Genomic DNA, 23,421 nt, shown 5'->3' with positions numbered 1-23,421 from the left:
TTATATAACTAGTTATTATCGAAAACAGCATTGATAACGTTGCGCTGTCTCTTTTTATCACGTGTACTTGATCCTGGTGCTGGTACCGAATTGTAAGGTCTAGAATAGCATGCTAACTTAACCAGCTCCATACGTTGTGTCATGTGCGTCCAAGCTCCCATGTTTTTAGGCTCTTCCTGTGCCCATGCATATTCTGAAACATTTGGATAACGGTTAATAACTTCCTGAATCTTATCTAAATGAAGTGGGAATAACTGCTCGATACGAACTAATGCCACATCTTCTCTTCCTAACTCTTCGCGTTCTGCTAATAAATCGTAGTAGAATTTACCGGTACAGAATACTAATTTCTTAACATTATCAGGATTTACGGTATCATCAATAACTTCCTGAAATGTTCCAGAAGCTAACTCATTAATACTTGAAATCGCTTTAGGATGACGTAATAAACTCTTAGGAGTGAAAACAATTAATGGTTTTCTGAAATTACGTTTCATTTGACGACGTAACAAGTGGAAGAAGTTTGCAGGTGTTGTACAGTCTGCAACAATCATATTATCATCTCCACATAACTGTAAATAACGCTCCATTCTTGCCGAAGAGTGCTCAGACCCCTGACCTTCGTAACCGTGAGGTAATAACACCACAATACCATTTTGCGCTTTCCATTTATCTTCAGCAGCCGATAAATACTGGTCGAAAATAATTTGCGCTCCATTACTGAAATCACCAAACTGTGCTTCCCAAATAGTTAAGGTATTCGGGTTAGCCATAGCATAACCGTAATCGAAACCTAATACCCCGTACTCTGATAAGAAAGAGTTGTAGATATACATCTCTCCTTTATTTTCAGGATTTGTATTTAATAGATTGATACGATCTTCAGAAATCTCATCACGTAAAATCGCGTGTCGGTGACTGAAAGTTCCACGCTCAACATCCTGACCTGAAATACGCACATTGAAACCTTCTTCAAGTAAACTTCCGTAAGCTAAAGTTTCAGCCATACCCCAGTCTAAAGCATCAGCTTCAAATACCATTTTGGCACGACCATCTAAAATACGTTCTGCTTTACGAACAAACTTAACACCTTCCGGAACAGTTGAAACTACTTTAGAAATACCTTCCAAGCGTTCTTTAGCATAAGTCGTATCCGTTGGCACTAACATACCATCTAATTCAGAACGCTCGAAACCTTGCCAACGCTCTTGCATAAACTCTCTTACTTTCGAAGAATCAGATTCTCTTGCCTTGGTATATTCAGACTCCAGAGTATCTTTAAATTCATCAACAATACCTTTTTTATAAGCAGCATCAATCGTGTTTTCAGCAATTAACTTATTTGAATAAAGATCAAACGGGTTATCGTGTTTCGCAATAGCTTTATATAATTTAGGCTGTGTAAAACGTGGCTCATCACCTTCGTTATGACCATATTTTCTATACCCTAATAAATCGATATAAACGTCTTTTTTATAACGCATTCTATAATCTAAAGCTAACTCTACAGCATGTACTACAGCTTCAGCATCGTCAGCATTAACATGTAATACCGGCGATAAAGTAACTTTAGCAACATCGGTACAATAGGTACTAGAACGTGCATCTAAATAGTTAGTTGTAAATCCAATCTGGTTGTTAACCACAATATGAACAGTTCCTCCAGTTTTGTAACCTGCAAGCTGACTCATTTGCGCCACCTCATAAACAATACCTTGTCCTGCGATAGCCGCATCCCCATGAACTACAATAGGAATGATTTTAGAATCATCACCATCGTAATCGTTATCAATCTTAGCGCGGGTAATCCCTTCAGCAACAGACGCAACGGTCTCTAAGTGCGATGGGTTTGGCACTAAGTTCATTTTAATATTTTTACCGTTTTGGTAGGTTTTATCTAAGGTCAATCCTAGGTGATACTTAACATCTCCATCGATATCAACATCTTCGAAATCTTTACCATCAAACTCACTGAATAACTCATGCATTGGTTTTCTAAAGATATTCACCAGGGTACTTAAACGTCCACGGTGTGCCATACCAAGAACACATTCTTTTACACCATACTTTTCTACAGCATAAAATAACACGTTACTAATTGCAGGAATTAAAGACTCCCCTCCTTCAAGAGAGAAACGCTTTTGTCCAACATATTTAGTTTGTAAAAAGTTCTCAAACGTTACCGCCTGATTTAATTTAGAAAGAATATACTTTTTCTTTTCTGTATCAAATGTTGGCTGATTATCATTTAAATTTAATTTACCTTGCCACCACGCAATCACCTCTGGATTACGCAGGTACATATACTCTACCCCAATAGAACTGCAATAGATTTTATCTAAATGCACTAAAATTTCACGTAATGGTTTTGCACCAATACCTAAAACTTCACCTGCATTAAAAACGGTATCTAAATCGTTTGCGGATAAACCAAAATTTTCAATTTCTAAAGTAGGCGAGTAAGATCTTCTGTCACGCACTGGGTTTGTTTTAGTAAACAAGTGCCCACGCATTCTATACCCATCAATAAGTTTTAAAACCTGAAACTCTTTTTGAAGATATTCTGGCATTTGCGCCGAAACACCTTCAACAATCTCTCCTTCTAAACCATAGTTTTCACTTCCAAAATCGTACCCTTGAAAAAAGGCTCTCCAACTTGGTTCTACGGCGTCTGGGTTCTCTAAATATTGATCGTATAAATCAGCAAAGTAAGCTGTATGCGCTGCGTTTAAAAAGGAATATTTATCCATTATAATATTTAATTCACTATCAATTAGTCAAATTTACCGGCAAAAATACAACTTTTGCGAATATTAGATGTTTATTTTGCTATATTTATGATTACCCTAACACGCTTATAATTAAAAATTAAATTTTTACTTTATTTTGTTGACATATTTTAAAGAACTAAGTATGATTACTTTAATAAATAAAAAGACTCTACCTCTTTTATTAGCAACTCTTTGGAGTTTTAACATTTTAATTGCACAACAATCAGAAAGTGATTTCTGGAAACACGTAAGATTTGGAGGCGGCATAGGCTTAAGTTTTGGAAACGGCTTTTTTAGCGGAACATTAGCCCCAAGTGCACTTTATGAGTTTAATAATAATTTTGCTATGGGCGTGGGGTTAAACGGCACTTATAATCGAAGTAAGGACTTTTATAAATCGACCATTTTTGGAGGTAGTTTAATAGGTTTATATAGTCCTGTTAATTCCATACAAATGTCTGCTGAATTTGAAGAACTTTATGTAAGCAGGAAATACGACAATAATATATTCCGAGATGACAGCTATTGGTATCCTGCCTTGTTTTTAGGTGCTGGGTATAGAAACCGAAATGTTACCTTCGGCATTCGTTACGATGTACTTTACGATAGAAACAAAAGTATTTATGCCGATCCGTGGGCGCCTTTTGTGAGAGTCTATTTTTAAATCCTTTGACTAAAATTAAAATGTTTCATAAATGTAATGTTTGTGACATTTAAATATGCTTTTATCACTACTTTTGCGGCGTGATAAAAACCTTGAGTCAAAAAATAACCGCATTCGTTCTAATTGTCATTCTATTAGCGCACAACATCAACACCTTGTTGATTATGGTCGACTTTGTTGCTAATCAGGATTTTATCGCAAAAACACTTTGTATTCAAAAAGACAACCAGCAGGGTTGTAACGGTAAATGTCATTTGCAAAAACAACTGGCTAAAAACGAAACTGGACCAGATAAAAACATTCCTCAGCAGGAAAACAAACGTATGATGTTAGATGCCTTTTACATTTCTAACATCAACACTATCGACCACCAAAATACAATTCAATTAACAGCTAAACACAAGCTGTTTTATAAAACACCTATAGTTTACGAAAATACTCTTACTGTAGACACCCCTCCACCCAATTTTTTGTAATTCTTATTTAATAGATTCCTGACTTCTAATTCATCCATTCACGATGTATTAGAGCAATTGCTTACGCGAAAATCAAAACAAAAAACATATTGCCTAAACGCTTTATGCAAATGGCTATACACGAAATTGAATTACAAAAAAATGAAACTTACACATATAATACCCTTAATCTTTATTACTATATTCTCTGTTAGTTGTTCAACCGATAATGACGACAACATAGTTAACGAATTGGATAATCTAATTAAAGTTCAAAACCTATCAAACGACACACATACTATTGAACTTTATACAACATCTGGCCAATTCTATACTGGCTACAATACCATAAGTGTTCGAATTATTGATAACGCAACAAAAAGCTATATTGAAAACGCTTCAATAGACTGGATGCCTGTTATGCAAATGCCAACCATGCAGCATTCGTGTCCAAAATCTGAGGTCTCAAAAGCTTCTGATAAAGAAACACTTTATGAAGGTTATATTATTTACCAAATGACCAACACCGATGGCTCTGGCTGGTCATTAACTATCAATTACACCATTGATGATGTTGAGTATACCGTTACCGATACCATTACCGTTTTACAAAATGAATTACAAAATGTGAGTAGCTTTATGGGAAGTGATGGTAAACGTTATGTTGTAGCCCTAATTGAACCAAGCAATCCAATAATTGGCATTAACAATTTAGTTGTTGGTCTTTACAATATGGAAACCATGATGTCTTTTCCTATGGTTGAAAACTACACTTTAACTTTAGACCCGAGAATGCCTGGCATGGGTAATCACAGTTCACCAAATAACACCGATTTATCATTCAACAGCATTGATAATATGTATCACGCCAATTTATCGTTAACCATGACAGGATACTGGGTTTTAAACTTAAAATTGATTGATTCCGAAAACATCATTTTAAAAGGTGAAGACGTTACCGAAACAAATACTCAGAGTAGTTTATATCTGGAATTAGAATTTTAAAACTCTAGCAACAGTATCGTGTTATATTTTAATACGATACTGTTCTTTAATATAGATACAAAATGAAAAAACATATTGTTCTCATTTTGGGCATAATTTTCAGTGGTATGTCCTTTGGACAAGAAACACATGTCATTACAAAAAAAGATACCACGCTGTTAAATGAAATTATAGTTATTGGCACCCAAGACCTGAGTAATTACCGTCAAGAAAAAACCTTATCGAGTATTGACGATTACTTAGAAAAATCGAACAGAATAACCATGATAAAACGTGGTAACTACGCCTGGGAACCGGCTTTAAATAACATGACAAGCGAACGCCTGAATGTAACTATTGACGGGATGCAGATTTTTGGTGCATGCACCGATAAAATGGATCCAATAACTTCGTATGTAGATGTCTCAAATCTGAAACAAGTAGCTGTGCATTCAGGACAGGAAGGCACTGAAAATGGTCATAATATTGGTGGCGCTATCGATTTGCAATTACCGAAATCTAAATTTAATCATTCGGGATTAAGGTCAAGTATCGATTTAGGCTACGAAACCAATGGCAACTACAAAACCGGAGGTTTAGAACTGGAATATTCAACCAAAAAGTTTTACCTAAATACGGATGGTATTTACCGAAAATCTGATAATTACGACGCCGGAAATAATACCGAAGTTCTGTTTTCACAATTTGAAAAATACAATCTGTCGACTCAAGCGGGCTACAAACTATCGGACAACCACAGTCTGGATGCTAATATTATTTACGACAAAGCCACAGATATTGGCTACCCAGCGCTACCTATGGATGTATCGTTAGCCGAAGCTTTTATAACATCGTTATCGCATAATTACAAGAGCAACCTCAGCTACATAAAATCTTGGGAAACTAAACTGTATTTTAACACCATCACTCATATTATGGACGACTCTAAACGTCCTGATGTACCCATTCGTATGGATATGCCCGGATGGAGTGATACTTATGGTTTTTACAGTAAACTAAAAATAGTTGAAAATAAACATCAATTAAGTTTCAACATCAACGGATTCTACAACCGCTCCTTAGCCGAAATGACCATGTACCCGAACGACTCCAATCAACCGAGTATGTTTATGTATACCTGGCCAGACATTAGAACAGGTTACAGTGGTTTATTTGTTAAAGATAATTACACTTTAAATGATTCAGAATCGATAAACACATCTATTCGCTTCGGGTTTCACAATAACACTATTGCAAAAGATGAAGGCGTTGAAAGTTTAAAAATTTTCTATGCGGATTTAACCAATTCTAAAAACCGATTCTTAACGTCGGTGGCTTCAAATTACAATCTGCACAAGAAAAATTATCATCTATCTTTTGGCTTAGGTTATGGAGAGCGTGCACCTTCGGTTAGTGAAGGTTACGGGTTTTTCCTTTATAATAGTTTTGACAATTTCGATTATATTGGAAATCCGAATATGAAAAACGAAAAAGCTTTCGAAGCCAATATAAAAGCTAATTATCATACCGATAATTTTAAAATAGGCTTAGAATCTTCCTATTTTCTTATTAAGGATTATATTATTGGTGAAATCGATTCCAGCTTAAGCCCAATGACCATTGGTGCGAATGGCGTAAAATTATACACAGCTTTAGATGACGCTTCTATTTTCGATGTATATCTAAACACAAGTTACCAGTTGAGTCAGCAGTTTTCGGTAAATTCTTCAATTGGTTATAACTACGGAACAGGAAGTAACGGGGAACCGCTTCCGCTTATAAAACCATTATCCTATTTAGCTGAAGTAACCTATACAACGTCACACTTTAATACGGCTTTACAATTAGAAGCCAACGGAAACCAAAGTAATTACAGCAGTTTTTATGGAGAAAATGAAACACCTTCTTACGGTGTTCTGAATTTAAACTTTGCAAACATGTATTATTTAAAAAGCACCAAACTGGTTTTAAAATATGGTGTTGAAAACATTTTAGATACTTACTATTCAACCTACGCCAACTGGAATAATATAGCCAGACAAGGACGCAATTTTTATATTAACACATCTTTCGTTTTCAATTAAACATAAAAAAACACCCTCTATATAGAGGGTGTTTTTTTATGTTATTGATATTTATGTCTAAACCAAACCTTTTGCCATTCACGTTTTAATACCAAAAACGCAACATCTTCAGAGAGTTTTAAAACATCACTCCCATCAAGCTCTTTCACTTGTTTTTCAGACACATCAATGATGTATAGCAAATTTAAATAATCAGCAAATTTTTCCTGAATGAGTTTATAAATCGTCTCGTGCAACATCAATTTTAAACTGGAAGGTAAAATAGCTTCATCAAAATCTAAATCGATATTCGCCAGTAAAAAGTCTTTATTTAACTGCACTACTAATTTACTATACAAGTCTAAATTGTTAGCTTCAGATATTAAATCTTCAAACGTTGATGGCAACTGCATTATACGTTTCTATTCATTAAACTTGAACCAAATGCTTTTAATATGTCCTTATTCTTTTCAGAAATATTCAAAGTTTCTAATACTTCAAACGCTTTATTGGTATAATTTTCAATTTCAGCTCTCGTTGCTTCAGCAGCTCCACTCGACAAAAATATGTTTTTTGCTGTTTCTATTTTATCTGAAGGATCACTCGGACTTAAACTAAATAAATGCTGCAATTCTAACTTGTTCTCTTTGGAAGCAAACTCTACCGCTTTAATATACAAATACGTTTTTTTGTTCTCAATTATATCACCTCCTACCTGTTTTCCAAAGGTTTTAGGGTCGCCAAACGCATCTAAATAATCATCCTGCAACTGGAAGGCAATTCCAAGGTTTCTTCCAAATTCGTAAATCCCTTTTTGATCTTCTTCTGAAGCTTTTGCCACAATGGCTCCCATTTGCATGGCTGCTCCAACCAAAACAGCTGTTTTGTATTCAATCATTTTTAAATACTCCGGAATCGTTACATCATCGCGAATCTCGAAATCGACATCGTACTGCTGACCTTCACAAACCTCAAGTGCCGTTTTGCTAAACAATTTTGCCAAAGCCTGAAACACCGTTGGTTCGTAATTCTCGAACAACTGATAAGCCATAATCAGCATCGCATCGCCCGATAAAATCCCGGTGTTTACATCCCATTTTTCATGTACTGTTTCTTGTCCGCGTCTTAAGGGCGCATCGTCCATAATATCGTCGTGTACCAAAGAGAAGTTATGAAACACCTCAATACTCAAAGCTGCGTCTAAAGCCTTTTTATAATCAACATTAAAGGCTTCAGCAGTCATTAATGTTAACACCGGACGCAAACGCTTGCCTCCCAATTGTAAAATATAATTTATCGGATTGTATAAAGAAACAGGTTCTCTTTCTTTAGTAAACCCTTCTAAGTACGACGTTACAGCGTCTTGATAAAATAGTACGTTTTGCATGGAACAAAAATAAAGTAATTGCCCTAACTAATGCAACCCAATTTAATGCAATATTAAAAAACTGTTAAAACTGAGGAAACTTTTTTTGTTTTTAAAGTTTCTTAGCTTAGTTTTGTGCTACTTATGAAAGATGATATTTTAAAAACAGCTGCAGAATTATTCTTAAACTATGGGTTTAAGAGTGTGACGATGGACGAACTTGCCAATGCCCTTGGCATGTCGAAAAAAACACTTTATCAATATTTCGAAAACAAAAACGATCTTGTAGAAGCCACTACCTTGTATATGTATCACACCATACAAACAGGTATTAATGAAATCATTCTGCAGGACAAATCACCGATTGAAGAACTTTACGAAATAAAGCGTTTTGTTATGAAGCATTTAAAAGATGAGAAATCATCACCTCAATTTCAGCTTCAAAAGTACTACCCGAAGATTTACGCCGATTTAATGAAAAAACAATCTTGCGTTATGGGTGAATGTGTGATTAGCAACTTAGATCGTGGTGTTCAAATGGGGTTATACCGAGACACCATTAATAAAGAGTTCATTTCGAAAATCTATTTCAACAGTATGATGTCTTTAAAGGATAAAGAACTATTTCCTTTAAATAATTTTTCGATGCACACCTTAATGAACAACTATTTGGAATATCATTTACGAGGTATATGCACCCCAAAAGGGCTAGAACATTTAACTGAATATTTAAACAACAATCAATCATAAAATGAAACAAAGTCTTATACTATTATTTAGTCTATTGCTTTCTATATCGATGTTTTCACAAGAACAGTCGTATTCCTTTAGTTTAGAGGAAGCTATTAATTTTGCCATTGAAAACAATAGAACAGCCATAAACGCTGCTAAGGATATTGATGCTGCGGAAAAACAAAAATGGGAAACCACAGCTACCGGTTTGCCACAATTAAGCGCTTCCGTAGATTATCAAAATTTCTTAAAACAACAGGTCTCTTTAATTCCAGCAGAAGCTTTTGGAGGTAACCCTGGCGAGTTTGAAGAAGTTGTTTTTGGAACAAAACAAAACATGACAGCCACAGCAACCATCACTCAAAAAATATTTGACGGGTCGTATATTGTAGGTTTACAATCAGCTAAAGTATATTTAGATATTTCTAAAAATGCCAAACAAAAAACGGATTTAGAAATTAGAAAAGCCGTTATTAACGCTTACGGAAATGTGCTATTAGCAGAAGAAAGTTTAATACTTTTAAACAAAGACCGTAAAATTTTAGAGGATAATGTTAACGACACTTCTAAAATGTTTGAAAATGGTTTGGAAGAGGAAGAAAGTGTAGAGCAATTACAAATTACCCTTTCCGGCTTAATGAGTAATCTAAACAAAACAGAGCGTTTAAAGGTCTTAGCTTACCAAATGCTAAACATTACTTTAGGCATTGATATTAACGCTAAAACTACATTAAGTGACAAGCTGGAAATGCTAACGGCTCAAAACATTAGTTTATCGTTATTAAGCACTGAAGAAAATGTAGAAAACAACATTGATTATAAAATTGCTGAAAATTCAAAAGTGTCACAGGAATTACTTTTGAAATTAGAAAAAAGTAAAGCCATGCCAACACTTAACGCCTTTTTAAACGGCGGATATTCGGGATTTTCAAATAGTTTTAATTTTTTAAGTAAAGACCAGGAATGGTTTGGAACTTCGTTGTTTGGAGTAAGTTTAAACATTCCTATTTTTAGTTCTTTAGGAAGAACTGCTGCCACAGCGCGTGTAAAAATCGATCTTGAAAAAGCAGAAAACGATTTAAAGGAAACCGAACAACAATTAAAACTTCAAATCGCATCGGCTAAAAGTGAATACCAGTTCGCTATTGAAGATTATGAAAATAAAAAACTAAACCTAAATCTTGCCGAGCGTATTGAAAGTAAAAACCAAACCAAATTTTTTGAAGGTATTGGTTCAAGTTTCGATTTACGCCAGGCACAAACGCAGTTATACAACGCACAACAAGAGTTTCTTCAAGCCATGCTAGACGTTATTAACACCAAAGCAGAGTTAGAAACCATCCTAAATACAGTTCAAATAAATTAATCAATCAAAAGAAAATTTCAATTTCAAATGAAACAGATATATTCATTATTCATCGTAAGTATTCTATTGGTCTCTTGTGGAGGCGAAAAGAAAAGAAACTCTGTTGAAAAAGTTTTAGAGAGCAACAACCTAACAACCATTCGTGCAAAACGTGCCGAGCTTGTTAACGATCAGGAAACTATAAATTCAAAAATTAAACTTTTAGACGAAGCTATTTCAAAATTAGACACGGTAAAACACGTCCCTCTAATTACAGCTTTTAAGGCCGAGACCGAAGTTTTTAATCATACATTAGAAATTCAAGGTAACGTGACTACTAAAAATTTATTAGTCATCACGCCAGAATATAACGGTATTTTAACTAACGTTTACGTTAAGGAAGGACAAAAAGTAAGCAAAGGGCAACTGTTAGCAAAAATTGATGATGGCGGTTTAAGTCAGCAATTAGCACAGCTTAAAATTCAAGCCGATTTGGCTAAGACCACTTTCGAACGCCAAATGCGTTTATGGGAACAAAACATTGGTAGTGAAATTCAGTATTTACAAGCTAAATCAACTTACGAATCTCAGGAAGAAGCGGTAAGCCAATTAGAGCAACAAATCGCAAAAACTACAGTAAGAGCACCATTCTCAGGAACTATTGACGATGTTATTACAGAACAGGGAAGTGTTGTAGCAGCCGGGCAAACGCAATTAATGCGTTTGGTTAACCTTGACGATATGTATATTGAAACCGATATTCCGGAACGTTATATTGCCGATGTTACCAAAGGTAAAAACGTTATTGTAGACTTTCCTATTTTAGGAACAACCATTGAGACTAAAGTACGTCAGGCCGGAGATTATATCAACCCAAACAACCGTACGTTTAAAGTGGAAGTTGGTATTCCAAATAAGGACAAGTCTATCAAGCCTAACTTAACGGCAAGACTAAAAATTAACGATTATACTAACGAAAACGCCTTATTAATTCCACAAAGTATCATTTCAGAGAATGCAAATGGCGAACAATATGTTTACGTTATCTCAGATAAAAACGATAAAAATATTGGCGTAGCAAACCGTGTTATTATTACTACCGGCAAAACACAAGGCGATGTTATTGAGGTTTTAAGTGGTATAGAGAACGGAACTGAAATTGTTCAGGAAGGTGCACGTAGCGTTAAAGACGGACAAACAGTTGAAATCATTAACTACTAAACCAAACACGTAATGTCAAAAAACAAAAAAAGCATCTATAAAGAATTTGGTTTTTCTTCATGGGCGATAGACAATAAGACCACGATGTACGTGCTTATTCTTGTCATTTTCTATTTAGGAGTTGCGGCCTTTTTCGATATGCCGCGAGAAAGCTTCCCTGAAGTTAATGAAACTAAAATTTACGTCAGTTCTGTTTTCCCCGGAAATACAGCCGAAGACATAGAAAAATTAATTACCGATCCTCTGGAAGACCGCTTAAAAACCGTAAGTAATGTGGTTGAAATTACCTCAACATCTCAGGAAGATTACGGTATGTTAATGGTAGAATTCGACGAAAATATTTCGGTTGAAGCCGCCAAACAAAAGGTAAAAGACGAGATAGATCAGGAAACCTCAAGCGAAGACTGGCCTACTTTTAATGGTGCGAAAGTAGAACCGGATGTTTTTGAGTTGAGCCTTTCGGAAGAAATGCCAATTCTTAACATTAATATTTCCGGCGATTATCCTATTGAAAAATTAAAAGAATACGCCGAGCATTTACAGGATGAAATTGAAGATTTAGCTGAAATTAAAAAAGCTGATATTCGTGGTGCTCAGGAAAAAGAGGTTGAAGTTGCCGTAGACATTTATAAAATGATGGCTGCCAAAGTAACCTTCAGCGATATTATCAATACTATTAACAACGGAAACATGACCATGTCTGCAGGTAATTTAAAAGCCAGCGGACAACGAAGAACCATTCGTATTATTGGTGAAATTGAAAAACCCTCAGAGCTTGAAAACTTCGTTGTTAAATCTGAAAATGGTCATGCCATTTACTTAAAAGATGTAGCCGTAGTAAAATTTAAAGAAGAAGACAAAACCACCTTCGCCAGAGAATTTGGTGCTCCTGTAGTGATGCTGGACGTTAAAAAACGTGCTGGTAAAAACATGGTTGCGGCTTCAGAACAAATTCAGGTTATTGTTAAAGATGCCGTTGAAAATGTTTTTCCAGCAGACTTAAAAGTAACGATAACAAACGACCAGTCTGAAAAAACTATTGGTCAGGTAGACGATTTAGTAAACAACATTATTTTCGGGGTACTTTTAGTAGTTACTGTGTTAATGTTCTTCTTAGGATTTAAGAATGCCATTTTCGTTGGTTTTGCCATCCCGATGTCGATGTTTATGTCTATTATGATTCTTAACGGATTGGGATATAGTTTAAATACTATGGTACTTTTCGGATTAATCATGGGGCTTGGTATGCTGGTAGACAACGGTATTGTGGTTGTTGAAAACGTTTACCGTTTAATGGACGAAGAAGGCATGAGCCGAATGCGTGCTGCCAAAGAAGGTATTGGTGAAATTGCGTTCCCTATTATCATTTCTACAGCAACAACCGTAGCCGCCTTTATTCCGTTAGGATTATGGCCGGGAATTATGGGTGAGTTCATGATGATTTTACCTATTACACTATCGGTTGTATTAGGATCTTCATTATTTGTTGCCATTTTCTTTAACTCGGTAATGGTATCAGAATTCATGACTATTGAAGATAAAGACATGCCTTTAAAACGCATTATAAGAATGTCGATTATAATGTTAGTTCTTGGTTTAATAGTGGTCTTTACCGGTGGTGCTTATCGAGGTTTAGGAACCTTAATGATTGTAACAGTTGGATTACTTTGGATTTACCGTTTGTTTTTACGTAAAGCCGCCAACCATTTCCAAAATCACACCTTGGTAAAACTGGAGCGTTTATATGAAAAACAATTGCGTTGGGCGCTTTCAGGAAAAATGCCATATATTATTAGTATTGGTACATTCTCCTTATTAATCATTTCATTCATAGCATTTGGAATGTCGTTAAAAGCACAGCGCACAAAAGTGGAGTTCTTCCCAGATAACAGACCAAATCAAATCATTGTTTACATTGAATATCCGCAGGGTACAGCAATTGAAAAAACCAATGCCATAACCAAGGAAATTGAAAATCGTGTTTATAAGGTTTTAGATGATAATCAATATAAAGATGGCGATTACAATTTCTTAGTAGAAAGCGCTGTTTCTCAAGTTGGTGAAGGTGCCGGAAACCCACAAACCGATGGTGGTTCGGCTGCCGAAATGCCTCATAAAGCAAAAATCACAGCTTCCATGCGCGAATACAAATACCGTCGTGGAGCAGACAGTGAATTATTACGTCAAAAAGTACAGGAAAGCTTAGTTGGTGTTTATCCAGGAGTTCTAATTTCGGTTGAAAAAGACGCCAAGGGACCACCTGCCGGAGCCCCGATTAACATTGAAATTGAAGGTGATGATTACAATGAATTAATCGCAACTGCCGAGAATATGCGCCAGTTTATTAACGGAAAAAATATTCCTGGTATCGACGAACTTAAAATTGATGTAAATAAAGATAAGCCATCAATGAAAGTTACTATCGACAGGAAAAAAGCCGGTGAATTAGGCATTAGTGCTGCGCAAATAGGACAACAATTACGTAACTCTATATTTGGATCTAAGGCAGGTATCTATAAAGAAGATGGCGACGACTACGATATTTATGTACGTTTTAACGAAGCCAACAGATATAATACAAGTGCCCTATTCAATCAGAATATTACGTTTAGAACAAACACAGGTCAGCTTAAAGAAATTCCACTTTCTGCAGTGGCAAGTCATGAAAACACTTCTGGATTTAGTGCCATTAAACATATCGACACTAAACGTGTGGTAACTGTATATTCGGCATTATCACCAGGATTTACCGATGCAGGTGCTATTGTTGCTCAAATTCAAAATGAAATGAAGAGCTACGAAGGTCTTCCTAATGGCATTAAAATAGATTATACAGGACAAATTGAAGAACAAAACAAACAAATGAAATTCCTTGTTGGTGCGTTCTTTACCGGTCTTGGTTTAATCTTTTTCATCTTAATTTTCCAGTTTAACTCAGTTTCAAAACCAGCTATTATTATGTTGGCTATTTTCTTAAGTTTTATTGGTGTATTTGGTGGACTAGTAATCACAGCAAAACCATTCGTAATTATGATGACCATGGTGGGAATCATCTCGCTGGCGGGAATTGTGGTTAATAACGGGGTGGTACTCCTCGATTATGCTCAGCTTTTAATTGACCGAAGAAAGCATGATTTGGATATCGATCGCAAAGAATACTTAGGTACTGAAGATTTATATGAAAGCATCGTTAAAGCAGGTAAAGCCCGTTTACGCCCAGTATTATTAACGGCAATCACAACCATTTTAGGTTTAGTGCCGTTAGCCATAGGGTTAAATATTAACTTCTTTACCTTATTCGGCGAACTTGATCCGAACATATATATTGGTGGTGATAACGTGGTATTCTGGGGTCCATTAGCATGGACCGTAATCTACGGATTATTTATAGCAACCTTCTTAACGTTGATTGTCGTACCTGTTTTATTCTTCTTAAGTATGAAGCTTAAAATGTGGTATCGTTCAAAAATGCGTTCATAAAATATTGAAGAGCAATTTACTGTGGTGACTAACACTCAAATTGAAGATTAGTTAACGCTTTATCTTTAAGCCTTAATTAATAGCAGAAAAGCCCTGACAAATGTCAGGGCTTTTTTTGTTGTTAATCAGTAAACTTCATTAAATTTGCAACTCTAAAATTTCATTATGTACAGAAGTCATAATTGTGGTGAGTTAAATGCATCACATATTAATAAAGAAGTAACCCTTGCTGGTTGGGTTCAAAAATCAAGAGATAAAGGATTTATAGTTTGGGTAGATTTAAGAGACCGCTATGGTATTACCCAATTGGTTTTCGACGAAGAGCGCACATCGAAAGACATGATGGAGCAGGCACAGAACCTTGGTCGTGAGTTTGTTATTCAAGTTAAAGGAACTGTAATCGAACGTGCTTCTAAAAACCCGAATATACCAACCGGAGATATTGAAATATTAGTTTCAGAATTAAACATTTTAAACGAGGCTAAACTTCCTCCGTTTACTATTGAAGATAAAACAGATGGTGGTGAAGATTTACGTATGAAATACCGTTATCTGGATATTCGTCGTAATCCGGTAAAAAACAACTTAATCTTCAGACATAAAGTCACCCAAGAGGTTCGTAACTATTTATCTAAAGAAGGATTTATAGAAGTTGAAACCCCTTACTTAATTAAATCTACCCCTGAAGGTGCCCGTGATTTCGTAGTACCATCACGCATGAACGAAGGTCAGTTCTACGCTTTACCACAATCGCCACAAACCTTTAAGCAATTGCTTATGGTAGGTGGTATGGATAAATACTTCCAGATTGTAAAGTGTTTTAGAGATGAAGATTTACGTGCCGACAGACAACCTGAGTTTACTCAGATAGACTGTGAAATGGCCTTTATTGAGCAGGAAGATATTTTAAATGCTTTTGAAGGTTTAACACGTCACCTGCTTAAAGAAGTTAAAGGTATCGAGATTGATAAATTCCCGAGAATGCAATACGACGATGCGATGCGTTTATACGGAAACGATAAACCAGATATTCGTTTTGGTATGCAATTTGGCGAGTTAAACGACGTTGCTCAACATAAAGATTTTGGTGTTTTCAATAGTGCCGAATTGGTAGTTGGTATTGCGGTTCCTGGTGGAAACGCATACACCAGAAAAGAAATCGACCAGTTAATCGACTGGGTAAAACGTCCGCAAGTTGGTGCTTTAGGTATGGTTTACTGTCGTTGTAATGAAGATGGTACATTCAAATCATCAGTAGATAAATTCTACGATAACGACGATTTATCTAAATGGGCTGAAGTTACCGGCGCTAAGGCAGGCGATTTAATTTGTGTGCTTTCTGGCGATAAAAATAAAGTACGCGCGCAGTTAAGTGCTTTACGTATGGAATTAGCAGAACGTTTAGGTTTAAGAAACCCTGAGGAGTTTGCTCCACTTTGGGTTATGGACTTCCCGCTTTTAGAATGGGATGAAGAAACCGAGCGTTACCATGCGATGCACCACCCATTCACTTCTCCTAAACCAGGACAGTTAGAACTACTAAAAACCAATCCGGGCGATGTAAAAGCTAATGCTTATGATTTAGTGTTAAACGGAAACGAAATTGGAGGTGGTTCTATTCGTATTCACGATAAAGAAACCCAATCTTTAATGTTCGATTATTTAGGTTTCACTCCTGAAGAGGCAAAAGCTCAATTTGGTTTCTTAATGGATGCCTTCCAATACGGCGCACCGCCACATGGTGGTTTAGCATTTGGTCTTGACAGATTAGTATCTATTTTAGGAGGACAAGAAACCATCCGTGATTTCATTGCTTTCCCTAAAAATAATTCTGGTCGTGATGTTATGATTGATGCACCTGCTCCAATTGATGATGCGCAATTAACAGAACTAAGCTTACAACTTAACATAAAACAATAATTCTAAATCCTGCTTTTTGCAGGATTTTTTGATAGCGTTATAAATGCCATGCCCAAACAAACCATTTTAAAGCAGATTTTAATCTGGAGAGCCAAACACATCTCTCACAGACAATTTATTTATATTTTAAGTATTGTTATAGGTTTCACATCTGGTGTTGGTGCCGTTGTGCTAAAAAACTTAACACACTTTTTCCAGCATCTGTTGGAAGGTAAACTTATAGCAGACTATCATCATGCTTTTTATTTTTTATTTCCAATCATTGGTTTATCTCTGGTCTATTTAATTATTAAATATGTTATAAGAAATAAGGTAAGTCATGGTATTCCTTCAACCCTTTACGCTATGGCAAAACGTAAAGGTATCATGAAACGCTACCAAATGTTTGGTTCTATTTTAACGGCCCCGATAACGGTTGGTTTTGGTGGGTCGGTAGGATTGGAAGGCCCAACCGTAGCTACTGGTGCTGCCCTTGGTTCTAACATTTCCAGAATGTTTCATATGAACCAAACCTCAAGAAACCTTCTTATTGGTTGTGCCGCCGCTGGTGCTATGAGTTCCATCTTTAAAGCCCCAATTGCCGCGATTATTTTTGCCATAGAAGTCTTTAGTTTAGACCTTACTATTGCTTCGATGTTACCGTTATTACTGGCATCGCTTTCAGCCATTTTAACATCTTACTTTTTCTTTGGTGACGATATTCTTTTACCATTTAGAATTGAGGACAAGTTTTATATTAACGATGCGCCTTTTTACATTCTTTTAGGTGTTGTAGCCTCGTTTATTTCCATCTACTTTACTGAAATTTATGATAGGATTCATACGTTTTTCGATAAAATTGAATCGCCGGTAAAACGATTAATTATTGGAGGTGCCGGGTTAGGTTTACTTATCTTTTTAATTCCGCCGTTATACGGTGAAGGTTTCGATGTTATTAACAACTTAATTATTGGAAACCCTGAAAAAGCACTGCAAAGCAACCTGTTTCATATGGACACCGATAACATCTGGATTGTTGTTATGCTCTTGGGCGGACTTATATTCTTTAAGGTTATTGCCAGTTGTTTAACCTTTGGTGCTGGTGGTGTTGGAGGTATTTTTGCACCTACCTTATTTATGGGAAGTATTATGGGGAACTGCATGGCTAAAATTATTAACCATTGTGGTTTATTTAATGAACCGGTTTCAGAAAGTAACTTTACCCTTGTTGGCATGGCGGGTTTACTTGCCGGTGTACTGCATGCCCCACTTACGGCTATCTTCTTAATAGCGGAACTTACCGGAGGTTATGAACTTTTTATTCCGTTAATGTTAACCGCAACCATTTCGTTTGGTATTACTAAATACTTTAAACACCACTCGGTTTATAATATGGAACTAGGTAGAAAAGGAGAACTGATTACTCATGATAAAGACCACGCGGTTTTAACCTTAATGGATATCGATAAAGTTATTGAAACTAATTTTATTGCCATTACGCCTAATATGACTCTTGAAGAAATGATTCATGAAGCCGTGATAAAATCAAACCGAAATATTTTCCCTGTTGTTAAAAAGGATACGCAAAAACTTCAGGGCATTATACTATTAGACGATTTGCGTCCTATCATGTTCGATCAATCGCTTTATCAGGAAGTAAAAGCTACAGATATTATGCAAAAGCCACCGGCAGTTATCAATTTAGATAAAGATAAAATGACCGACATTATGCAGAAGTTTCAAGATAGCAGCGCATGGAATTTACCGGTTACAAAAAACGGCATCTACTTTGGTTTCATTTCAAAATCTAAATTATTAACGGCTTACCGTCGTCAACTAATTACGCTACAGGTAAATTCTTAATATAGAATAGCTTCAAAAGCATTTATTTATTAACTTTATAAATATGTCCTTTGAAGCTAAAAGCCTGCTACGAAAATTTTTAATCTGGAAATACAAACACATTTCCGAACGACAATTCATTTATATTTTAAGTGTATTGGTAGGCATGCTTGCAGGTATGGGAACGGTTGTTTTAAAAAATCTAACCCATTTTATTCGGTCGCTTCTCGAACTCAATCTATTTAAAAACTATCAAAATACCTTGTATTTCATCTTTCCAATAATTGGATTGGTCTTGGTGTTCATTATAAAACAAACCTGGCTAAAAAAACATATTGGCCATGGCATTTCTACAACACTATATGGATTATCTAAACTTAATGGTATTCTCCCCAGCTATAATATTTATGCCGCATTAATTACTGCCCCGCTAACAGCCGGTTTTGGAGGGTCGGTGGGTTTACAAGGCCCTGCGGTAAGTGTTGGTTCGGCATTAGGATCTAACACCGCTCAACTCTTTCATATGAATACCAAAACCAGGCTGCTTCTAATAGGTTGTGCTTCGGCCGGAGCCATGGCATCCATGTTTAAAGCGCCCATTGCCGCCATCGTTTTTGCGGTAGAAATATTTAGTCTCGATATTGCCTTTACCTCATTAGTGCCATTACTTCTGGCATCGGTTTCAGCAGTTATAACTTCGTATATGTTTTTAGGAACAGATGTTTTGCTGCATGTTATTATAAAAGATTCCTTCAATTTTAACGACATTCCTATTTACATCCTGTTGGGTGTTGTTACTGCGTTTACATCGGTTTACTTTTCAAAAGTCTTTTTTGGCATTACAAACTTTTTCAAACAGTTTGAAAGCCGAGCCAAACGCTTATTAATTGGCGGACTTGCTATTGGCACAATGCTATACTTTATTCCGCCACTTTATGGTGAAGGTTATGGCATTATGAACAACCTCTTAAAAGGTGATCATCTTTCTGCAATAAATACCACACCATTTAAAAGTTTAGACCTCGATAATATCTGGATTGTGATTGCTATGCTTTTGGGAATTACGATATTTAAAGCCATTGCCATGACCACCACTTTTGGTGCCGGTGGTGTTGGCGGGATCTTTATTCCAACACTTATTATGGGTAGCGCCTTAGGCAACGCTTTTGCTAAAATTGTAAATAATATTGGACTTGGGTTCTCGGTTAACGAAGCTAATTTTACCCTTTTAGGTATGACCGGACTCATGGCAGGTGTACTTCATGCACCGTTAACGGCTATATTCCTAATTGCCGAAATCACAAGTGGCCACGAGCTATTTGTGCCCTTAATGATTGTTGCTGCTATTTCGTTTGCCATTACAAAATATTACGTATCGCATTCTATTTACACCATGAAACTAGCCGAACGCGGCGAACTCATGACGCATGATAAAGATCAAAATACCCTCATGTCATTAAATATCGATAAAGTTATAGAAACCAACTTTGTTAAATTAAAACCCGAAATGTCTCTGGGGTATATTTTAAATGAAGCCGTGGCGAAGTCTTCAAGAAACCATTTTCCTGTAGTAAACAACGAAAATGAATTTTTAGGTGTAATAAGACTCGATGATATACGACATATGATGTTTAATGCCGATCTTTACACCAAAGTTAGCGTAGCCGATTTGATGCATGCCGATGCCGGAATCATTAATTACGATGAAGATACCATGAACGACATTATGGACAAGTTCAAATCTACCGGAGCCTGGAATTTACCAGTGGTTAAATCCGGAAAATATTTCGGTTACATTTCTAAATCAAAATTATTAACAGCCTACAGAAGGCAACTATTAAAATTCACACAATAACCCATGAAATATGCCATCATTACCATATTCTTCATAGTATTTGCAAGCATCATTACCGGCTTTGTATTGGACACGCCATATTCTCAAAAACTTATTGGTTTCGGCGTTATGGGTCTCTTTTTTATAGCCTTTCCCCTATTTGCCTATTACCGTTGGAAAGACAAAAACATAAAAGACTACATGCTCACTAAAGAAAATTTAGAAGAAATGCGTAAGTCGCAAAAAGACAATAGACTTTAATTATTAAGGCGTTACCCTTCAGGTCGGGTCATTCGCCTAATCTATCAATTCAAATTTCGTTTTTCAATAAAAAAACGCTTCATTAATTCAGATGCTTCAGCTTCTAAAACACCGCCTTTCATGATAGTTTTCGGGTGTAATCTGGTATTTAAATTAATGCAACCACGTTGTTCATCTCTGGCTCCATACACTATATTAGAAATCTGACTCCAATACAACGCGCCAGCACACATTTGGCAAGGCTCTAATGTCACGTATAAGGTACAATTTTGAAGATACTTACCTCCTAAAAAATTAGCCGCCGCTGTAATAGCCTGCATCTCGGCATGTGCCGTCACATCATTTAAGGTTTCAGTTAAATTATGACCGCGAGCAATAATTCTATTATCAATAACAACAACAGCTCCAACAGGTATTTCTCCTTTATCAAAAGCCAACTCTGCCTCCTGCAGGGCTTTTTTCATAAAATACGTATCATCAAACGGGTTTTCCATAATTCAAATATACGATTTCATATCGCTAAAATATCTCTCGTTAAATCAAATTATCCACTAATATTTTCAACTTATATGACCAATAAAATCTGTACTTTTGTCACGTGCAAAACACCTTATTACATAGCATTAATTCTCCTAAGGATTTACGTCTTTTAAAGCCCGAGCAGTTACCTCAGCTGGCTCAGGAATTGCGTGAGTTTATTATTAACATTGTCGCAACTAAAGAAGGACATTTAGGTGCTAGTTTAGGTGTGGTAGAATTAACCATTGCACTGCATTATGTTTTTAATACCCCAGAAGACCAACTCATCTGGGATGTTGGTCACCAAGCTTACGGACATAAAATATTAACCGAACGCAAAGCTGTTTTTCATACCAACCGACAATTAGGCGGTATTTGCGGATTCCCTAAACGCGACGAAAGTATTTACGATGCCTTTGGGGTCGGGCATTCGTCAACTTCCATTTCAGCAGCTTTAGGCATGGCGATTGCCTCTAAACTAAAAGGTGAAACCGAAAAACAACACATTGCCGTTATTGGCGATGCTTCGATTGCAAGTGGTATGGCCTTTGAAGGTTTAAACCACGCGGGAGTAACCGATGCTAATCTGTTAGTTATTTTAAACGACAACGCTATTGGCATTGACCCAAGTGTTGGCGCTTTAAAAATGTACTTAACCAATGTTAAGAAAGGAACTCAAAAACAGGACAATATTTTTGAAGCCTTGAATTTTGATTATTCCGGACCGATTGATGGTCATGATTTAGATGCCGTAATTTCGGAGTTAGAGCGATTAAAAACAGTTAAAGGCCCAAAGTTTCTGCACGTTATTACCACCAAAGGCAAAGGTTTACGTCAGGCCGAAGAAGATCAAGTAAAATACCATGCCCCAGGAAAGTTCGATTCTGAAACCGGAGAATTGATTCCTAAATCTGCTTCAAAAATCCCTAAATATCAGGATGTATTTGGACACACTATTGTAGAGTTAGCCGAACAAAACAAAAACATTGTCGGTATCACACCAGCCATGCCAACAGGAAGTTCATTAAAATACATGATGGACGAACTACCTGATCGCGCTTTTGATGTTGGTATTGCCGAACAGCACGCGGTAACACTTGCTGCAGGTATGGCAACACAGGGTCTAATTCCTTTTTGCAATATCTATTCTACGTTCTTACAACGCGCTTACGACCAGATTATTCATGACGTGGCTATACAAAATTTACCTGTAATTTTTTGCTTAGATCGTGCAGGATTGGTTGGCGAAGATGGTGCTACACATCATGGGGTTTACGACTTGTCGTATTTACGATGCGTCCCGAACCTGATTATTTTCGCGCCGCGAAATGAAATGGAATTACGCAATATCATGTATACCACCCAATTAGGACTGCACCATCCTATTGCCATTCGTTATCCTAGAGGCCGTGGTATTACAGCAAACTGGAAACAACCTTTTGAAACCATTGAAATTGGAACCGGAACAATACTGAAGGAAGGTGATAAAATTGCCATTTTAAGTATAGGAACTATTGCTAAAAATGTTACCGATGCCATAAATGGTTGCAATAATCCAGAAACTATTGCTCACTACGATTTGCGCTTTGTTAAACCTTTAGATGAAGCCCTCCTACATCAAATATTCAAAAAACATAATGCGATAATCACCATAGAAGACAACTCGGTTAAAGGTGGTTTCGGGTCGGCGATTTTAGAATTTGCTTCAGCCAATAATTATAAGAATAACATTAAAGTTTTAGGCATTCCTGATGTAGTTATTGATCATGGTAGCGTAACAGAACTGCAACAACAAATAGGTTTAGATTCTACACAATTAGTAAAATTATTAAACAACATATTGATTGTAAACAATCAATAATGTTAATTAGAAACTAAATTCCACACAAAAGTTATTCGTTTCCTCTTCCGCAAAAACGTCTAAAACGTGACAAAAGTCACCTATCTTTTTAAATCTCTATCGTAATTTTACAATTGATTGATAT

General features: G+C 36.2%; 17 protein-coding genes. 13 read left to right on the top strand and 4 right to left on the bottom strand.

Annotated features, from left to right (window positions below):
• Positions 1 to 8: 8 nt before the first annotated feature.
• Positions 9 to 2,750 (bottom strand): 2-oxoglutarate dehydrogenase E1 component, encoded by a 2,742-nt coding sequence (locus R1X58_RS07400; protein WP_240575188.1) that lies wholly within the window; start codon positions 2,748 to 2,750, stop codon positions 9 to 11.
• 163 nt (positions 2,751 to 2,913) lie between these two features.
• On the opposite strand from R1X58_RS07400, the gene R1X58_RS07395 reads away from it, so the two are divergent.
• The 4 genes from R1X58_RS07395 to R1X58_RS07380 all read left to right on the top strand — a co-directional run bounded on the left by R1X58_RS07395 (position 2,914) and on the right by R1X58_RS07380 (position 6,958).
• Positions 2,914 to 3,435 (top strand): alpha-ketoglutarate decarboxylase, encoded by a 522-nt coding sequence (locus R1X58_RS07395; protein WP_240575187.1) that lies wholly within the window; start codon positions 2,914 to 2,916, stop codon positions 3,433 to 3,435.
• A 92-nt stretch (positions 3,436 to 3,527) separates the two neighbouring features.
• Positions 3,528 to 3,911, top strand: coding sequence for a hypothetical protein (locus R1X58_RS07390; RefSeq protein ID WP_240575186.1), 384 nt, complete (start codon positions 3,528 to 3,530; stop codon positions 3,909 to 3,911).
• A gap of 141 nt (positions 3,912 to 4,052) precedes the next feature.
• Positions 4,053 to 4,895 carry a hypothetical protein gene (locus R1X58_RS07385; RefSeq protein ID WP_240575185.1) on the top strand — a complete coding sequence of 281 codons (843 nt, stop codon included), beginning with the start codon at positions 4,053 to 4,055 and terminating at the stop codon, positions 4,893 to 4,895.
• A gap of 62 nt (positions 4,896 to 4,957) precedes the next feature.
• Positions 4,958 to 6,958: a TonB-dependent receptor plug domain-containing protein gene (locus R1X58_RS07380; protein WP_240575184.1), complete on the top strand. Its 2,001-nt coding sequence runs from the start codon at positions 4,958 to 4,960 to the stop codon at positions 6,956 to 6,958.
• Positions 6,959 to 6,999: 41 nt separating this feature from the next.
• Here the strand turns inward: R1X58_RS07380 and R1X58_RS07375 are convergent, their stop codons facing one another.
• Positions 7,000 to 7,350: a hypothetical protein gene (locus R1X58_RS07375; RefSeq protein WP_240575183.1), complete on the bottom strand. Its 351-nt coding sequence runs from the start codon at positions 7,348 to 7,350 to the stop codon at positions 7,000 to 7,002.
• Complete coding sequence (locus R1X58_RS07370) at positions 7,350 to 8,324, bottom strand: polyprenyl synthetase family protein (RefSeq protein ID WP_240575182.1); 975 nt, start codon at positions 8,322 to 8,324, stop codon at positions 7,350 to 7,352. The genes R1X58_RS07375 and R1X58_RS07370 overlap by 1 nt, the downstream gene beginning before the upstream one ends.
• Positions 8,325 to 8,447: 123 nt before the next feature.
• On the opposite strand from R1X58_RS07370, the gene R1X58_RS07365 reads away from it, so the two are divergent.
• The 8 genes from R1X58_RS07365 (at position 8,448) to R1X58_RS07330 (ending at position 20,917) form a co-directional block, all read left to right on the top strand.
• Entirely contained in the window at positions 8,448 to 9,053 is a 606-nt protein-coding gene (locus R1X58_RS07365; protein WP_240575181.1) for a TetR/AcrR family transcriptional regulator, read from the top strand.
• 1 nt (position 9,054) lies between these two features.
• Positions 9,055 to 10,401, top strand: coding sequence for a TolC family protein (locus tag R1X58_RS07360; protein ID WP_240575180.1), 1,347 nt, complete (start codon positions 9,055 to 9,057; stop codon positions 10,399 to 10,401).
• 27 nt (positions 10,402 to 10,428) lie between these two features.
• Positions 10,429 to 11,601, top strand: a complete 1,173-nt coding sequence (locus R1X58_RS07355; protein WP_240575179.1) for an efflux RND transporter periplasmic adaptor subunit — start codon at positions 10,429 to 10,431, stop codon at positions 11,599 to 11,601.
• A 12-nt stretch (positions 11,602 to 11,613) separates the two neighbouring features.
• Positions 11,614 to 15,081, top strand: a complete 3,468-nt coding sequence (locus R1X58_RS07350; RefSeq protein ID WP_240575178.1) for an efflux RND transporter permease subunit — start codon at positions 11,614 to 11,616, stop codon at positions 15,079 to 15,081.
• 165 nt (positions 15,082 to 15,246) lie between these two features.
• Positions 15,247 to 17,001: an aspartate--tRNA ligase gene (gene aspS, locus R1X58_RS07345; RefSeq protein ID WP_240575177.1), complete on the top strand. Its 1,755-nt coding sequence runs from the start codon at positions 15,247 to 15,249 to the stop codon at positions 16,999 to 17,001.
• Between the two features lie 48 nt (positions 17,002 to 17,049).
• Positions 17,050 to 18,843, top strand: a complete 1,794-nt coding sequence (locus R1X58_RS07340) for a chloride channel protein (RefSeq protein WP_240575176.1) — start codon at positions 17,050 to 17,052, stop codon at positions 18,841 to 18,843.
• A gap of 43 nt (positions 18,844 to 18,886) precedes the next feature.
• Positions 18,887 to 20,677, top strand: a complete 1,791-nt coding sequence (locus R1X58_RS07335; RefSeq protein ID WP_240575175.1) for a chloride channel protein — start codon at positions 18,887 to 18,889, stop codon at positions 20,675 to 20,677.
• Between the two features lie 3 nt (positions 20,678 to 20,680).
• Complete coding sequence (locus R1X58_RS07330; RefSeq protein WP_240575174.1) at positions 20,681 to 20,917, top strand: hypothetical protein; 237 nt, start codon at positions 20,681 to 20,683, stop codon at positions 20,915 to 20,917.
• 44 nt (positions 20,918 to 20,961) lie between these two features.
• Here R1X58_RS07330 and R1X58_RS07325 read toward each other — a convergent pair whose 3' ends face one another.
• Entirely contained in the window at positions 20,962 to 21,411 is a 450-nt protein-coding gene (locus R1X58_RS07325) for a nucleoside deaminase (RefSeq protein ID WP_240575173.1), read from the bottom strand.
• A 104-nt stretch (positions 21,412 to 21,515) separates the two neighbouring features.
• Here R1X58_RS07325 and dxs point away from each other — a divergent pair, with 104 nt between their 5' ends.
• On the top strand, positions 21,516 to 23,297 hold the full coding sequence (gene dxs, locus R1X58_RS07320; RefSeq protein WP_240575172.1) for a 1-deoxy-D-xylulose-5-phosphate synthase: 1,782 nt from the start codon (positions 21,516 to 21,518) through the stop codon (positions 23,295 to 23,297).
• Positions 23,298 to 23,421 lie beyond the last annotated feature (124 nt).

Origin of the sequence: Aestuariibaculum lutulentum, from assembly GCF_032926325.1 — a bacterium.
GTDB classification, from domain to species: Bacteria; Bacteroidota; Bacteroidia; order Flavobacteriales; family Flavobacteriaceae; genus Aestuariibaculum; species Aestuariibaculum lutulentum.
This window is presented reverse-complemented; position numbering and strand designations above follow the sequence as displayed.

Coding starts and splice junctions, on each gene's coding strand:
- R1X58_RS07330 (WP_240575174.1), top strand. CDS start 20,681: ATGAAATATGCCATCATTACCATATTCTTCATAGTATTTGCAAGCATC.
- R1X58_RS07350 (WP_240575178.1), top strand. CDS start 11,614: ATGTCAAAAAACAAAAAAAGCATCTATAAAGAATTTGGTTTTTCTTCA.
- R1X58_RS07355 (WP_240575179.1), top strand. CDS start 10,429: ATGAAACAGATATATTCATTATTCATCGTAAGTATTCTATTGGTCTCT.
- R1X58_RS07380 (WP_240575184.1), top strand. CDS start 4,958: ATGAAAAAACATATTGTTCTCATTTTGGGCATAATTTTCAGTGGTATG.
- R1X58_RS07335 (WP_240575175.1), top strand. CDS start 18,887: ATGTCCTTTGAAGCTAAAAGCCTGCTACGAAAATTTTTAATCTGGAAA.
- R1X58_RS07385 (WP_240575185.1), top strand. CDS start 4,053: ATGAAACTTACACATATAATACCCTTAATCTTTATTACTATATTCTCT.
- R1X58_RS07400 (WP_240575188.1), bottom strand. CDS start 2,750: ATGGATAAATATTCCTTTTTAAACGCAGCGCATACAGCTTACTTTGCT.
- R1X58_RS07375 (WP_240575183.1), bottom strand. CDS start 7,350: ATGCAGTTGCCATCAACGTTTGAAGATTTAATATCTGAAGCTAACAAT.
- R1X58_RS07365 (WP_240575181.1), top strand. CDS start 8,448: ATGAAAGATGATATTTTAAAAACAGCTGCAGAATTATTCTTAAACTAT.
- R1X58_RS07325 (WP_240575173.1), bottom strand. CDS start 21,411: ATGGAAAACCCGTTTGATGATACGTATTTTATGAAAAAAGCCCTGCAG.
- R1X58_RS07395 (WP_240575187.1), top strand. CDS start 2,914: ATGATTACTTTAATAAATAAAAAGACTCTACCTCTTTTATTAGCAACT.
- R1X58_RS07340 (WP_240575176.1), top strand. CDS start 17,050: ATGCCCAAACAAACCATTTTAAAGCAGATTTTAATCTGGAGAGCCAAA.
- R1X58_RS07370 (WP_240575182.1), bottom strand. CDS start 8,324: ATGCAAAACGTACTATTTTATCAAGACGCTGTAACGTCGTACTTAGAA.
- R1X58_RS07360 (WP_240575180.1), top strand. CDS start 9,055: ATGAAACAAAGTCTTATACTATTATTTAGTCTATTGCTTTCTATATCG.
- aspS (WP_240575177.1), top strand. CDS start 15,247: ATGTACAGAAGTCATAATTGTGGTGAGTTAAATGCATCACATATTAAT.